The organism is Aquaspirillum sp. LM1, from assembly GCF_002002905.1.
Taxonomy (GTDB): Bacteria; Pseudomonadota; Gammaproteobacteria; order Burkholderiales; family Aquaspirillaceae; genus Rivihabitans.
Genome location: NZ_CP019509.1, coordinates 3043965 through 3057804 on the forward strand (window position 1 = coordinate 3043965; position 13840 = coordinate 3057804).

Below are 13840 nucleotides of genomic sequence, written 5' to 3' on the forward strand. Positions count from 1 at the left end.
CGATGAAATGACGGATGAAGAAATCCAGGCGCTTGACAAGGAAGTGAAGAAACTCAAGCGCATCGCCTCCGAGTGGGCCTCCCAGCTGCACGATCTGGTAGAAGATCGGCTGCCGGCGGGCTACGAGGAAATCCCGGGCATTGCCCAATCCACTTACGACGCCTGTCAGACCTGGGCAGAAGCCACTGCCCGGCTGAAGGCGGCACAGAAAGGTTGATTTTCATGCCGAATATTACCGGCCTGACCCGTGGCGGTGCCGAATGGATTCCGCAGTTTGTCACTGAGCTGAACCAGGAAAAATGCATCGGCTGTGGTCGCTGCTACAAGGTCTGTCCGCGCAATGTGCTTGATCTGGTGGAGCGCGAGCTGGAAGACGATGACGAAGACGACGACAACATGATGGTGATGGCCATTGCCAATGCCAGCGACTGTATTGGCTGTGGTTCCTGTGGTCGCGTGTGTCCGAAGGACTGCTACACCTACGAAGCGGTAGCCGCCTGATGACCGCATCCGTCCCAGATCCCGCCATCGGCGAGGCGGTTTGCGCTGCCCTGCGCGCGCGGGTGGCCAGCCTGGGTTTGTCCATCGGCGATGAGCCGGTCTGGGCGGATGCCGTTCTGGAACCCAAAACCGACCCCTACTCGCAGCAAACCAGTGTGGAAGCGTTCTGGCGTGGCCAGCATCGCTACGGCACGGTGGTGTTTTTTCCTGATGGCCGGGTATTTGCCGAATATCAGGTGTTGTTACCCCATCCGACCCTGCCGGATCGCTACGTTGAAGCGGTTCAAGCCTGGGGCTTCCCGGAAAAATTGCGCGGCGATGTGGTACTCGCTGAATGGCTGAACTAGCTTATGTCTGTCCAGGCCCGTCTGATCTTGCTGCACAAGCATCGCACCAGTGGCCGGGTGCGCTATCTCTGTTTACGCCCGGATGGGGTGACCATCCCGCCCTTGCCACTGTTGTCCGCGCTGCGTGACCCCGGTTATTCGCCCAAGCTGCATATTCATCCGGCAGCGGTGATTCGCGCCGCCGAGCTGACCCTGGGCCTGCCCGAAGGCGGCATTGAACTCGACGCCGAGTTTCATGCCTGGGTAGACACCCCGGAAGGGGATGTGCCGGTGCTGCTGGGCTTGCTGACCGGAATCGACCCCCCATTTGACGCAATTGCCCGCTGCGAAGGCCGCTTGATTGCCCTGACCGACGCGCGTCTGTTTCGCGATATCGAGCGTGAGCTGTTGCGGCTGACCTACGAGCACGTGCTGGGCTGAGCCGGTGCGCCGGTATGCGTGTACACCCGGCCCCCATTCAGTCGCAGAGCCGACAGCAATAATGTTTTCTTTACAACAATTGCGACAGGAATACTGGCAAACCCCTTGATTGGCAATGCTTTGGCGCGCTGCACAAAATGGCACGGCGTTTGCTGGATAAGCCTCAGAGCCAACCAGGAGATTTGCCATGATTACACTGACCCCCGCCGCCAAAAAGGCCATTGAGCGTTTCATTCGCGGTTCCACCACCCCGGTTGCCGGTTTGCGGCTGACGGTTTCCGGCGGCGGCTGTTCCGGTTTGCAATATGGCATGCGTCTGGAAGCCGAAAAGGCCGACGACGACTGGGAACTCAATATCGACGGCATCACCATTCTGGTCGATCCGATCACGCATCCGATGATTGACAGCGTGAATGTGGATTTCATCGACACCCTGACCCACACCGGCTTCCGCTTCGACAACCCCAGCGCCACCGCGCAGTGTTCCTGCGGCCAGTCGTTTTCCGTCTAAGCGGCACCCCCCCCGCCTGATGCTGCGCAGGCCGCCCCAGTGGCCTGCCGCGCAGCATTCTGTTAGCCGTTCCAAGGAGATTTCATCATGTGGGAATATTCAGACAAGGTTCGTGAACACTTTTTCAACCCGCGCAATGCCGGCCCGCTGGAAGAAGCCAACGGGATTGGCGATGTGGGCTCCATCCAGTGCGGTGACGCGCTGCGTCTGATGCTGAAAGTGAATCCGGAATCCGAAGTCATCGAAGACGCGCACTTTCAAACCTTTGGCTGCGGCTCGGCCATTGCTTCGTCGTCGGCGCTGACGGAAATGATCAAGGGCATGACGCTGGACGAGGCACTGAAAGTGTCTAACCAGGACATCGCCGACTTCCTCGACGGCCTGCCGCCAGAAAAAATGCACTGCTCGGTGATGGGGCGCGAAGCGCTGCAGGCCGCCGTGGCCAACTACCGTGGCGAAGAATGGTCGGACGACCACGAAGAAGGCGCGCTGATCTGCAAATGCTTTGCCATCGACGCCGTGATGATCGAAGACGTGGTGCGCGCCAACAATCTGAACACCGTGGAAGAAGTGACCTTCTACACCAAGGCGGGCGGTGGCTGTGCCGCCTGTCACGAAGGCATTGAGGAAATTCTGGCCAAGGTCAAGGCCAGCAGTCCGGGCGCAGGCGAAGTGTCGCCGCCGCCGGCTTGTCCGGCTACCCCGGAAGCGCCCAAGCCGCCGGCCAAAAAACTCTCCATTGTCGAGAAGATCAAGAAAATCGAAGAAGTGCTGGAATCCGTCCGCCCGATGCTGCAGCGCGACCACGGCGACGTGGAGCTGGCCGACGTGCAGGGCAAGAAGATTTACGTCCACCTCAAGGGTGCCTGCTCCGGCTGCATGATGGAAGCGGCCACGCTGGGCGGCATCCAGCAAAAAATGATCGAAACCCTGGGTGAGCTGGTGCAGGTGCTGCCGTCGTCGCATATGCCGGCAGAAGCCTGAGTCTCCCCGTCATCCCCCCACACCCAGGCAGGGTGCGCCATCCTGCCTGAGTCGGTTTTAGCTTGAGATACTTTCTGGAGTCGACCATGGAACCGATCTATCTGGACAACAATGCCACTACCCGGGTTGACCCCTCCGTGGTGGAAACCATGTTGCCGTTCTTTACCGAGCACTTCGGCAATGCGTCGTCCATGCACGCATTTGGCAGCCAGGTGGGCAAGGCGCTGAAAAACGCTCGTGCCCAGGTGCAGGCGCTGCTGGGGGCCGAGCATGACTCGGAAATCATCTTTACCTCGTGCGGCACCGAATCCGACTCCACCGCCATTCTGTCGGCGCTGAAAGCCCAGCCCGAGCGCAACACGGTGATCACCACCATGGTGGAGCACCCGGCCATCCTCACCCTGTGTGAGTGGCTGGAAAAAGAAGGCTATATCGTCCACAAGCTGAAAGTGGACAAAAAAGGCCGGCTGGATATTGATGAGTACAAGTCGCTGCTGAATGACCGCGTGGCGATTGTGTCGGTGATGTGGGCCAACAACGAAACCGGCACGATTTTCCCGGTGGAAGAAATGGCCGAGCTGGCCGCCGCCAAGGGCATCATGTTTCACACCGACGCGGTGCAGGCTGTTGGCAAGATTCCCATCGACCTGAAAAACACCAAGGTCGACATGTTGTCGCTGTCCGGCCACAAGCTGCATGCGCCTAAGGGCATTGGCGTGCTCTACCTGCGCCGTGGCTGCCGTTTCCGCCCGCTGCTGCGCGGCGGCCATCAGGAACGCGGTCGGCGTGCCGGCACGGAAAACTCGGCGTCCATTGTGGGTCTGGGCCAGGCCTGCCAGCTGGCGCTGGAGCATATGGAAGCCGAAAACACCACGGTGAAGGCACTGCGTGACAAGCTGGAGCAGGGCATTCTCAGCCAGGTTAGCCATTGCTTTGTCACCGGCGACCCGCGCAACCGCCTGCCCAACACCTGCAATATTGCTTTTGAATACATCGAAGGCGAAGCCATCCTGCTGCTGCTGAACAAGCTGGGCATCGCCTGCAGCTCCGGCTCGGCGTGCACCTCCGGTTCGCTGGAGCCCTCGCATGTGATGCGCGCCATGGGCATCCCCTACACCGCCGCCCACGGCACCATCCGTTTCTCGCTGTCACGCTACAACACCGAGGCAGAAGTGGACCGGGTGATTGCCGCCGTGCCGGGCATTATTGCCCAACTGCGCAAGCTGTCGCCGTACTGGGGCGAGCAAGGCCCGGCCAGCGCCAACGGGGGCAGTTTCACCCCGGCGTACGCCTGATTGATGCCTGCCGGGTGCCCGTGCGCCCGGCAGGCAGGTTTTTCCCTCCGGCAATGCTGTGTGGTTGCCAAGATTGCCCCCGGCTCTGGCCGGGGATTTTTTTGTGGGCGCGCGCCGCTGCACCGCACCGAGGGGCTGGATTGGCTGTATCCGTTTGATTTTTCGTTTTTTATCAGGAGAGCATCACCATGGCAAAGATTGGCATGTTTTTTGGCACCACCTCGGGTTCGACACGCAAAGTGGCCAAAATGATCAAGAAACGCTTTGACGACGAACTGATGGCCGCGCCGCTGAACATCAACCGCACCAGCGTGGAAGACTTCTCCAGCTACTCGCTGCTGATTCTGGGCACCTCCACCGTCGGCACCGGCCAACTGCCGGGGGTGAGCGCCGATAGCGAACCCAGCTGGGAAGAAGGCCTGCAAAAACTGGCCGATGTTGATCTCACCGGCAAAACCGTGGCCATCTTTGGCCTGGGCGACCAAAGCCGCTACCCGGAGCAGTTTGTCAGCGGCATGCGCGGCCTGTACGACTTTGTCGTGGCCAAGGGCGCTAATGTGGTGGGCGGCTGGCCGACCGAAGGCTATGAGTTCATTGCCTCGAAATCGGTGGTGGATGGCCAGTTTGTGGGCCTGGCGCTGGACCTGTCCAACCAGTCTGGCCTGACCGACAGCCGTCTGGATGCCTGGCTGAAGCAGATTGCTCCGGTGTTTGGCTTGCCGGTGTAAGTGATGTCATCCCGTGCGGCGCGGGCGCGGTGCGGGATCGACCTGAGGAAAATGCACTGTATGCATGTTGTGCATTTTGCAGCGCCATCGGCAATATCATGAGTGACCACCCTGGCCAAGCGGTAGCCATCTGTCAGTATGTACGGCAGATGCCGTGAATTATTTGCCGGGTTTGACCCCGCCCATACGACCCAGGCCAAATCCTACCCGGTAGAGATCGGGCATATCAATCCGGCCATCCTTGCGCGTGACAAAAATGCCTAGGTGCACCAAGTCTTGTTCAATGCCGCCCCATCCTTGTTCCTTGTGCTGTGGGGGCAGATGGTCGGAAGGAATGCTGCCTGGACCCGCAGGGAATGCGGTTTTCCATACCTGCACAATCTCTTCCCGTGCGCAGGGAACATTCATGCCCTTGAGCGGATGCATGACTTCTGGTGCCCACAAATCATCTTCGGCCACTTGATCCACCCGGATTTGCGACGCCCGCTGAATGCCGCGCTTGATGCTTTCATAGTGTAGCGCCAGGGCATAGTCGGCATAGCGTTGCTGGCTATCGTCAGCCGCACCGTGGATGGCGGCGAGAAAAGATCGCGGTGAGGTCCAGCCATGGCCATCGGCAAGATGGCTGACACTCCAGACATAAGGCACACCACGTCGGGCATCCTTGCCCATTTTATTGCCTGCCAGCGCCTCAAACAGCCCACGCTGACAGGGGCGTTCTGTAGTCAGTGCCGGGGGCAAACGCCATACGCCATCATCATGGCGCAGGCTTTCTTCACGGTGCAGCGTGTTGTTGACCAACTGACGCACACAATCGCCATGTGCGTCAGGCGCATTGATCAGCCGTTGCCACATCATGGCGTGCAGATCGTGGCGCTCCCAGGTCAGTTCAGCACGGGTGGCCAGAATTTTTGACGCATCGACAAAAGCCGTGACCGAGTGCTCCATTTGATCTGGGCGTAAAAACACTTTGGCGCGCAAGTGCGGAAAGTCGCGCAACCATAGCGCGACTTGCAAAAGGTCGCGCACGATGTCGTTCATGGTGTCCCACGCTGAACTGGTGCGGTCCAGAGCATCAAAAATAATCAGGCCAAAGCGCTGGTGGCTGGCAAGATGCTGATTGGCTGCTTCGGTAATGCGCGCCACTTCCTCGGCATGGCTGGCCACCCACGCCACGGTGCTATCCCAGTGTACGGTGGGAATCGTCGTGTTGGTGAGTGCTGCCAGCCAGCGCAGCACCACGGCTTGCCAGATCTGGTAAGGGGAGTGCTGGCGTTGAATCAGTTCAGCAAAGGTGGCGCGATCCGGATACTGTGCAATATTTGGCGTAGCAGCGTAGCCGATGTGGGCATCGGTGCGTGTCAGCTCAGGCACTGATTCGCCAATCTGGCTGCGCAAGGCCGCGTCGCGCAGGGCGGCTGTCCAGAATGATTTGCCCACCCCGCGCGCGCCGACCACCAGCACCGCATCTCTGGCAAGCGCCTTGCGGTGGGCCAGTGGAATATACAGGGTGCCGGGATGCGGGGTTTCTCCCCGGTTATCCAGCTCGAATGGCGCGGCAAGAATCGCCGCACGAATGGCGTGAGCAGAGGTCATGTGTCGTTCTTTGCGGTGGCGCGGTTCAAAAAATCCAGCAGTTCGCCGTATACCCCATTGACCTCGTTTTCATCCACCTGCTCCATGCGTTGCTGAAGCCCCAGCAGGCCAAACCAGCCACGGTTCCATTTGATGGGCAACGGTGCATGGGGGGCATTGCTATCATCCTGCTCAAAACTCCAGTCGCTGATTTCACCGGGTCCAGTTTCATCGTAGCTGCTGACAAACAGCTCATAGGCATCGGCACACAGTGCATCGAGATAGGTTTGTTTGCGATCATCATCTGGCACCAATCCGGCCACCAGTTGCAGCCGCTCGCGCAGCATAGCGATCACGCCACGCTGTTGCCAGTGGGAAAATAGCACACGGTAGCCGGTCCAGGTTTGCTGTCCCTGAATGGCAAACATCAGAATGGTGTGTGCGCCGATATCAGTGACGCATGCTGCCGCCACTTCATCAATGCCTGCGCGGGAATCGATCAAGATCACATCCGGTTGGATCTGTGTTTCCAGTTGCTGGATCAGACGATTCAAGCGACGTGACCAGGTTTCAACACCTCCCTGAGCCAGGACTTTAGGCATCCAGACCCGACCAAGCTTGGCGACGTATTCGCCAGGCTCATGACCATGGGCTGGCACGAGGTAGATTTGCCCGGCAGTAGGCCAATTGCTGGTGGCGTAAAGATCGTTCAGCAGCCCATCGCCATTGCCGACCAGATCTTCCACCAGCCAGTCGGTTATGCCATATTTGGGTTGCCGGTCTACTGGCAGCAAGGCGCTGGACAGCCCGGGCGATTCCAGATCCCCATCCAGCACCAGCACCCGTTTGCCCTGTCTGGCCAGGCTCCAGGCGCTGGCGGCCAACGCTGTCGAGCGGCCAACGCCGCCCTTGATCGAGAAAAACACGATGCGTGGCGCGCCGGGGGCAACTTCTGCAATGCGTGCCCATTGGGTGTCCGTGGCCAGGCGGTCAACCACCTGCACTTGCGCAAAGCCCTCCAGCGGAAATGCTGACACACCCTGACAGGCTTCTTCCGGGGTAGCTTCGTACAGAATGCCATGGGTGGCAGGGTAGGCGTGGGGAGCAAGTCGCATGGCCAGCGCCTGGTACATCGCTTCGACCTGGGTGCGCAGGGAAGGCGTGTGTGCCAGTGTGTCCGGCGCGATAAATCGTACCCGCCCGTTGAGGTCGCGGTTGATCAGCAGCCACGCCAGTGCGTCCACCACCGGGCGATGTGCTTCAAGAACATCAGTGGCAATGGGCAAAATCTGATCAAAGGTGGTCATATCAACCCGTCTTTTTGTGCTTTTTTGAGCAAGGCATACACCGCCTGGGCACCTGTCTGATGGCGTTCGATCCGGCTTTGATCAAAACTGGATTGAGGGGCATAACGTTGCGACGCTTCCCAGTCAGCAAACGGATTCGCCGACAGGACATACCCTACACCCTCGGTATGGCGATGGCGATAACTCTCGAAACGCGTCCAGATGCCATCGGCGTGTTGCCTGTCTTTTTTGTCGCTTGGGCTGCCCTGCGCATCAATCGACATGCCGAACGCCATCATCAGGCGTTTCAGACCGCACTCGACGGACATCCCATACAGATGGTCGGCATTGGCCCAACGTTGGGCCTGGTGCAGATATTCTGCATCATTCCAATGACGTTGATGGGCATCGAAAAAATCCGTTTGCATGGCGGTTTCCTTCAAAGTCAATGCGGCCAGTACCGGGCGGCCATTTTAGCGTACTTGTGCCCAACGCCCGTGGTTTTCCCGTGTTGCAGCGTAGCTGGCATTGTCATGCTGTGTTCATCCCCCCACCCGCCCAGCCCAGGCCAGCGCATCTTCCAGCCGGTCGTCCCCCCAGAACATCTCTTGCCCTACCCAGAACGTGGGCGCGCCAAACAGGCCGCGTTGCTGCGCCCACTCGCTGCGCTGGTTGGCGGCGTGATAAATCCCGCTTTGCCGGGCCAGGGTGAGCCAGTGTTGTGGCTGGGCGGTCAGCCCTTGCAGCGCGGCCAGCAGGCAGTCCGCCTGGCGGATATCCTGGTCGTGGACAAAGTTGGCGCTCAGCAGGCGTTGGCAAAACTGCGCTGCCCATGGCGTGGCGGCGGCGAGCATGGCTAGCTGGGTGGCATGCCGGGCATGGCGGGGAAACTCACTGGGCGGGGTAAACGGCAACTGGTATTTGTCTGCTTGACGGGCCATGTCGCGCCAGAGGTAGGCCCGTTTGGCTGGCTGGGCATTGAACGGTGAATCTTGCCAGCCCTGCGCCCGAAAAATCGGTCCGAGCAAAAATGGCCGCCAGCGCACGGCCACCCCGGCGGCCTTGGCCAGCGGGGTGATGCGCAAGGCAGACAAATAACAGTAGGGGCTGGCCAGATCCAGCCAGAACTCGATGGATGGGGCTGACATGATGTGTTGTCTTTGAACACGCTCTTAGGTCGGGCCGCTGGCATGCGCGTAGCGCATGCCAGACAGCAAGAAATACGGTTGAACCAGGTCGGGGCGGTGGCTAGAGTCAGCGTTAACCTTACCCCGACGAGCCTGTGATGAAGCCTACGGATTCCCGACTGATGCCGCAAGCGGTGCACTTTGCCGCCACCGATGGCTACCCACTGCATGGCCATGTCTGGCGCTGCGCCGAGCCTGACCGGCACCGGGCGGTGGTGGTGATCAACCCGGCAACCGCCGTGCACAGCCGCTACTACGCGCGCTTTGCCGCGTTTCTCCACAGCAGGGGCCTGGATGTGCTGACCTACGATTATCGCGGCATTGGCGGCTCACGCCCGGCCAATTTGCGCGGCTTGCAGGCCGGCTGGCTGGAGTGGGGCGAGCGGGATTTTGAAGGGGCGTTGCGCTGGCTGGAGCTGCATTGTCCGGAGCAGCCGGTGCTGGCGGTGGGGCATAGCGCTGGTGGGCTCTTGCTCGGGCTGGCTGCATCCAACCGGCGGATTGTGCGCAGCCTGACGGTGGGAGCCCAGTTTGCTTACTGGCGCGACTACGCCCGCGACCAGCGTTGGAGCATGTGGTGGAAGTGGCATGTGCTGATGCCGGCGCTGACGGCGGTGTGCGGGTATTTTCCTGGCCGGCGGCTGGGCTGGCTGGAAGACACCCCGCAAGGCGTGGTGCGCGACTGGACCTCGCGTCACCCGCGCTTTGAACACGGGCTGGGGCGCGGTCGGACGCCCAGCGCCGACCGGCCTGCGCGGCTGACCGCGCGCTGTGCTGCGCTGGGCGGCGAATTGCTGGCGCTGTCGGCCAGTGACGACCCGTTTGCCACGGTGTCGGCGGTGCAGCGGCTGCTGGGCTATTTTACTGGCAGTCGCCGCTGTCATCTGCAGCTGGAGCCGGCCAGGGTGGGGGTGGCGTCAATTGGCCACTTTGCTTTTTTTCATGCCCGCTTTGCCGATTCGCTCTGGCCGCTGGCTGGGCAATGGCTGCAGCAGGGCTGCCTGCCCGCTGCCGTGCCTGGTGAATGGATTGCGCCCTATCTTCCCGATTGATCTGGGGGCTGGCGGGGATGTGTGCCGGATGCGCAAGCGTGCGCTTTATTCGCTCTGGCGTGCTGCTGCCAGGCTCAGGCGCACCGCCCGCACATAGCCCAGTACGCCAAGGAAGAACAGCGTGCTCAGCAGCACCTCGCCACCGGCCAGCCATTGTGACAAGCCCCGGTCAGCCCAGGCACGGGTCACGCCTTCGGCAAAAAAGGCCAGGATGAACATGCTCGACCACTGGTAGGTGTATACCCGGTTGCGCAAAATGCCAAAGAGCGGCAACAGCAGCACCACGGCCTTGAGCACCAGAAAACTGCCGCCAGGGCGCAAGGGAGCCAGCCAGAGCTCCCAGGCCAGGGTGAGCAGGATCAGGCCAATCAGGCTGGCGATGCTCAGCCAGTGACAGAAATTTTTGCTCGGATTCATGCGTCACCTTCGGCAGGGCTGTCTGGGGTGGCGTCTTTTGCCGCCGGTTTGACCAGCCAGGCGGCCAGCACGATCCCCAGCTCATACAGCAGCCACAGTGGCACGGCCAGCATGATCTGCGACAGCACATCGGGCGGGGTGACCACTGCCGCGACCACAAACGCGCCGACAATCACATAAGGCCGGGCTTCCTTGAGTTTGGCAATGTCCACAATGCCAAAGCGCACCAGCAGGATCACCACCACCGGCACTTCAAAGGTGATGCCAAAGGCCAGAAACATGCCCAGCACAAACGACAGATATTTGTCGATGTCGGTCATCATCGACACGCCATCCGGGGTGACCGAGCTCATGAAGCCAAACACTACCGGAAACACCAGAAAATACGCAAAGGCCATGCCGATGATGAACAGCAGCACGCTGGAGGCAATCAGCGGCACAATCAGCCGTTTTTCATGGGCATACAGGCCAGGGGCAACAAAGGCCCACACCTGATAGAGCGTATTGGGCAGTGCCAGTACAAAGGCCACCATCATGGTGACTTTCATCGGCACAAAAAATGGCGTGGTCACGTCGGTGGCAATCATGGTGGCACCGACCGGCAGCACCTTCATCAGCGGCAAGGCCAGCAGCCGGTAAATATCGCCTGACCAGTGAAACAGGCCAAGAAACAGCACCAGCAGGCCAATCAGCATCCGGACCAGCCGGGTGCGCAGCTCAATCAGGTGGGCAAGCAGGGGTTGGGCTTCGGTCATGTCGGCTTGGGAGAAGGGGCGGAGGAAGAATCCGGGGCAGCCGGGGCGTCAGGGTCTGGTGCCATGGCAAGGGTCGGACGCGGGTGGGCCGGATCAACTGCTGCGGTGTCCAGCGGAGCCGGCGCGGGGGGGCTTGGTGTGGCGTCCACTGCCGGGGCCACCGCGTCGTTAACTGTCTGCTGGGCCTGGTTGACGGCTTCGCTGACCTCGCTGGCCGTTGCGTTCAGCTGCGACTGCACCTCGCTGACCGTTTGCCTGGCGTCGCTGACTTCACGCTGCACCGAGTCCTGCAGGGTTTGCGCGGCGGTTTGTACTTCGCTTTGCAGCTGCTTGAGTTCGGTCAGGTTGACCTCGCGCTGGATGTCGGCCTTGACGTCGTGCACATAACGCTGGGCGCGCCCCACCAGCGCGCCCACTGTGCGCGCCACCTTGGGCAGTTTTTCCGGGCCGATCACCACCAGCGCCACCACGCCGATCACGGCCAGTTCGCCAAAGCTGATATCGAACACGGCGACTTACTTTTTGTCGGTTTCGACGTCGATCACCCGGCCTGTGTCACCCGGCTTGGCCGGCGGCTGGGCTTCTTCGCTCTTCATGCCATCCTTGAAACCTTTGACTGCGCCGCCCAGATCCTGGCCAACATTACGCAGTTTTTTGGTGCCAAAAATCAGAACCACCACCACCAGCACGATCACCCAGTGCCAAATGCTCAAAGAACCCATGTGTCAAAACTCCTGTAACGGGCTGCCGCGCGGGGGGACGCGAACTCAGCCCTTGTGACCAAATACGTGGACGTGCAGGTGATACACTTCCTGCCCGCCCAGTTTGCCGGTGTTGATCCCGGTCTTGAAACCGGCGGCCAGCCCTTGCTCGCGGGCCAGTTCCGGCACTTTTGTCATGATCTTGCCCAGAATGTCCGCATCGTCAGCCGTGGTGGTCAGCAGCGATTCGATATGGCGTTTGGGGATGATCAGAAAATGCACCGGCGCAATCGGACGGATGTCATGAAAAGCCAGCATGTCATCGTCTTCATACACCTTGTTGCACGGGATTTGCCCGGCAATGATCTTGCAGAACAGACAGTCGCTCATGGATCCCTGCCTCAGTCCTTGGCGGCGCGGGCCGCTTTTTCATCATGGCCGGAAATGCCTTCGCGGCGCTTGAGTTCAACCAGCACATCGTCCGGGCGCAGGCCGTGATAGGTCAGCAGCACCATCGAATGAAACCACAGGTCGGCCACTTCGCGCACCAGATGCAGCTTGCTGCCATCCTTCGAGGCCATCAGCACTTCGGCACATTCTTCCGCCACTTTTTTCAGCACGGCGTCTTCGCCCTTGTGCAGCAGTTCGGAAACGTAGGACGATTTCGGGTCGGCGCTCTTGCGCGCTTCCAGGGTGTCGGCAATGTGGAACAGCACTTCGGCGTGAATCATGGCAGTCTCTTGGGTAGGAAGTGAACAAACCGGTTGTTGGCTGCCACAGCAGCCAACGCTATCGTGTAGTGCGCATATTACCGTGTGATGGCGCGGCGCGTCATGCGCGCAGGCCATGGCCACCGGCGCGGGTGTTCAGTGCCCGTGCGGCGCAGCGTAAATGCTGGCCGGATCTTTCAGCACCGCGTCCACCACCTGCCAGTCCTGGCCATCCAGCCGGCGGAAAAAGCAGCTTTCCCGCCCGGTGTGGCAGGCAATGCCGCCGGCCTGGTCGATGATGAACAGCACCACGTCGCCATCGCAATCCAGCCGCACTTCGTGCACGGTTTGCAGGTGGCCGGATTCTTCGCCCTTTTTCCACAGCCGGTTGCGCGAGCGGCTCCAGTAGTGGGCAATGCCGGTGTCGGCGGTCAGCTGCAGCGATTCGCGGTTGACGTTGGCCACCATCATGATGCGCTGGGTGTCGTGGTCCTGGGCGATGGCGGTCACCAGGCCATTGGCGTCCCATTTGACCGCGTCCAGCCAGGCGGATTGTGCTGTCTGGCTCATAAGCGTACCTCAATGCCATGCTGTTGCATCAGGCGCTTGGCCTGTTCGACAGTGTATTCGCCAAAGTGGAAGATGCTGGCGGCCAGCACCGCGTCGGCGTGGCCTTGCAGCACGCCGTCGGCCAGGTGTTGCAGATTGCCCACGCCGCCCGAGGCAATCACCGGAATCGACACCGCATCGCTGACCGCGCGGGTCAGCGGCAGGTTGAAGCCAATCTTGGTACCGTCGCGGTCCATGCTGGTGAGCAGGATTTCTCCTGCACCCAGTTCCTGCATCTTTTGCGCCCAGGCCACCGCGTCCAGCCCGGTGGGATTGCGCCCGCCGTGGGTGAATACCTCCCAGCGGTCGTTGTCCGGAGTGACCGCCTTGGCGTCCACCGCCACCACAATCGCCTGCGAGCCGAACTTGTCGGCGCATTCGCGCACCAGATCGGGGTTGGTCACTGCGCTGGTGTTGATGCTTACCTTGTCGGCCCCGGCGTTGAGCAGCCGGCGCACGTCTTCCACCTTGCGCACGCCACCGCCCACTGTCAGCGGGATGAACACCTGTTCGGCCACTGCTTCGATGATGTGCAGGATGATGTCGCGGTCGTCGCTGGAGGCGGTGATGTCGAGAAAGGTCAGTTCGTCAGCGCCCTGCTCGTCGTAGCGGCGGGCAATTTCCACCGGGTCGCCGGCGTCGCGCAGGCCGACAAAATTGACGCCCTTGACCACGCGACCGGCGGTCACGTCCAGGCAGGGGATGATGCGTTTGGCTAAAGACATGGCGGTTTGGATTCGTCTCGGTCAGATAAAGCCCCGC

The 13840-nt window shown here is 60.7% G+C and carries 21 protein-coding genes; 9 read left to right on the top strand and 12 right to left on the bottom strand.

Features of this window, described 5'->3' with window-relative positions; genetic code table 11:
• The first annotated feature begins 7 nt into the window (after nucleotides 1-7).
• From BXU06_RS13150 to BXU06_RS13185, 8 genes are all read left to right on the top strand, one after another.
• Nucleotides 8-217, top strand: a complete 210-nt coding sequence (locus BXU06_RS13150; protein WP_077300470.1) for a CCE_0567 family metalloprotein — start codon at nucleotides 8-10, stop codon at nucleotides 215-217.
• A gap of 5 nt (nucleotides 218-222) precedes the next feature.
• On the top strand, nucleotides 223-501 hold the full coding sequence (fdxB, locus tag BXU06_RS13155) for a ferredoxin III, nif-specific (RefSeq protein ID WP_077300473.1): 279 nt from the start codon (nucleotides 223-225) through the stop codon (nucleotides 499-501).
• Nucleotides 501-848 carry a hypothetical protein gene (locus tag BXU06_RS13160; RefSeq protein ID WP_077300476.1) on the top strand — a complete coding sequence of 116 codons (348 nt, stop codon included), beginning with the start codon at nucleotides 501-503 and terminating at the stop codon, nucleotides 846-848. Before fdxB ends, BXU06_RS13160 begins: the two co-directional genes overlap by 1 nt.
• Nucleotides 849-851: 3 nt before the next feature.
• Nucleotides 852-1268 (top strand): hypothetical protein, encoded by a 417-nt coding sequence (locus tag BXU06_RS13165; protein WP_077300479.1) that lies wholly within the window; start codon nucleotides 852-854, stop codon nucleotides 1266-1268.
• A 187-nt stretch (nucleotides 1269-1455) separates the two neighbouring features.
• The gene (locus tag BXU06_RS13170) at nucleotides 1456-1779 is read left to right on the top strand and encodes an iron-sulfur cluster assembly accessory protein (RefSeq protein ID WP_077300481.1); all 324 of its coding nucleotides are present in this window, start codon (nucleotides 1456-1458) and stop codon (nucleotides 1777-1779) included.
• 87 nt (nucleotides 1780-1866) lie between these two features.
• A complete protein-coding gene (gene nifU, locus BXU06_RS13175; RefSeq protein ID WP_077300484.1) occupies nucleotides 1867-2763 on the top strand; it encodes a Fe-S cluster assembly protein NifU in 897 nt (298 codons plus the stop codon).
• Nucleotides 2764-2849: 86 nt separating this feature from the next.
• The gene (gene nifS, locus BXU06_RS13180) at nucleotides 2850-4058 is read left to right on the top strand and encodes a cysteine desulfurase NifS (RefSeq protein WP_077300487.1); all 1209 of its coding nucleotides are present in this window, start codon (nucleotides 2850-2852) and stop codon (nucleotides 4056-4058) included.
• Nucleotides 4059-4246: 188 nt separating this feature from the next.
• On the top strand, nucleotides 4247-4786 hold the full coding sequence (locus BXU06_RS13185) for a flavodoxin (RefSeq protein WP_077300490.1): 540 nt from the start codon (nucleotides 4247-4249) through the stop codon (nucleotides 4784-4786).
• A gap of 159 nt (nucleotides 4787-4945) precedes the next feature.
• On the opposite strand, the gene BXU06_RS13190 is transcribed toward BXU06_RS13185, so the two are convergent.
• From BXU06_RS13190 to BXU06_RS13205, 4 genes are all read right to left on the bottom strand, one after another.
• Nucleotides 4946-6382: a hypothetical protein gene (locus BXU06_RS13190; protein ID WP_077300493.1), complete on the bottom strand. Its 1437-nt coding sequence runs from the start codon at nucleotides 6380-6382 to the stop codon at nucleotides 4946-4948.
• Nucleotides 6379-7668: a KGGVGR-motif variant AAA ATPase gene (locus BXU06_RS13195; RefSeq protein WP_077300496.1), complete on the bottom strand. Its 1290-nt coding sequence runs from the start codon at nucleotides 7666-7668 to the stop codon at nucleotides 6379-6381. Before BXU06_RS13195 ends, BXU06_RS13190 begins: the two co-directional genes overlap by 4 nt.
• The gene (locus BXU06_RS13200) at nucleotides 7665-8075 is read right to left on the bottom strand and encodes an SAM-dependent methyltransferase (RefSeq protein WP_077300499.1); all 411 of its coding nucleotides are present in this window, start codon (nucleotides 8073-8075) and stop codon (nucleotides 7665-7667) included. The genes BXU06_RS13195 and BXU06_RS13200 overlap by 4 nt, the downstream gene beginning before the upstream one ends.
• A 114-nt stretch (nucleotides 8076-8189) precedes the next feature.
• On the bottom strand, nucleotides 8190-8795 hold the full coding sequence (locus BXU06_RS13205; RefSeq protein WP_077300502.1) for a 2-hydroxychromene-2-carboxylate isomerase: 606 nt from the start codon (nucleotides 8793-8795) through the stop codon (nucleotides 8190-8192).
• A 137-nt stretch (nucleotides 8796-8932) separates the two neighbouring features.
• Between BXU06_RS13205 and BXU06_RS13210 the strand changes: the two genes are divergently transcribed.
• A complete protein-coding gene (locus BXU06_RS13210; protein ID WP_216352477.1) occupies nucleotides 8933-9886 on the top strand; it encodes an alpha/beta fold hydrolase in 954 nt (317 codons plus the stop codon).
• A 45-nt stretch (nucleotides 9887-9931) separates the two neighbouring features.
• Here BXU06_RS13210 and BXU06_RS13215 read toward each other — a convergent pair whose 3' ends face one another.
• The 8 genes from BXU06_RS13215 to hisF form a co-directional block, all read right to left on the bottom strand.
• Nucleotides 9932-10303: a DUF2069 domain-containing protein gene (locus BXU06_RS13215; protein WP_077300508.1), complete on the bottom strand. Its 372-nt coding sequence runs from the start codon at nucleotides 10301-10303 to the stop codon at nucleotides 9932-9934.
• Complete coding sequence (gene tatC, locus BXU06_RS13220; RefSeq protein WP_077300511.1) at nucleotides 10300-11058, bottom strand: twin-arginine translocase subunit TatC; 759 nt, start codon at nucleotides 11056-11058, stop codon at nucleotides 10300-10302. The genes BXU06_RS13215 and tatC overlap by 4 nt, the downstream gene beginning before the upstream one ends.
• Nucleotides 11055-11567 (bottom strand): Sec-independent protein translocase protein TatB, encoded by a 513-nt coding sequence (gene tatB / locus BXU06_RS13225; RefSeq protein WP_077300514.1) that lies wholly within the window; start codon nucleotides 11565-11567, stop codon nucleotides 11055-11057. The genes tatC and tatB overlap by 4 nt, the downstream gene beginning before the upstream one ends.
• Before the next feature lie 6 nt (nucleotides 11568-11573).
• The gene (gene tatA, locus BXU06_RS13230) at nucleotides 11574-11780 is read right to left on the bottom strand and encodes a Sec-independent protein translocase subunit TatA (RefSeq protein ID WP_077300518.1); all 207 of its coding nucleotides are present in this window, start codon (nucleotides 11778-11780) and stop codon (nucleotides 11574-11576) included.
• A 45-nt stretch (nucleotides 11781-11825) separates the two neighbouring features.
• Entirely contained in the window at nucleotides 11826-12149 is a 324-nt protein-coding gene (locus BXU06_RS13235) for a histidine triad nucleotide-binding protein (protein ID WP_077300521.1), read from the bottom strand.
• 11 nt (nucleotides 12150-12160) lie between these two features.
• On the bottom strand, nucleotides 12161-12490 hold the full coding sequence (locus BXU06_RS13240; RefSeq protein WP_077300524.1) for a phosphoribosyl-ATP diphosphatase: 330 nt from the start codon (nucleotides 12488-12490) through the stop codon (nucleotides 12161-12163).
• A gap of 135 nt (nucleotides 12491-12625) precedes the next feature.
• Nucleotides 12626-13039 (bottom strand): phosphoribosyl-AMP cyclohydrolase, encoded by a 414-nt coding sequence (gene hisI, locus BXU06_RS13245; RefSeq protein WP_077300527.1) that lies wholly within the window; start codon nucleotides 13037-13039, stop codon nucleotides 12626-12628.
• A complete protein-coding gene (gene hisF / locus BXU06_RS13250) occupies nucleotides 13036-13803 on the bottom strand; it encodes an imidazole glycerol phosphate synthase subunit HisF (RefSeq protein WP_077300530.1) in 768 nt (255 codons plus the stop codon). The genes hisI and hisF overlap by 4 nt, the downstream gene beginning before the upstream one ends.
• Nucleotides 13804-13840 lie beyond the last annotated feature (37 nt).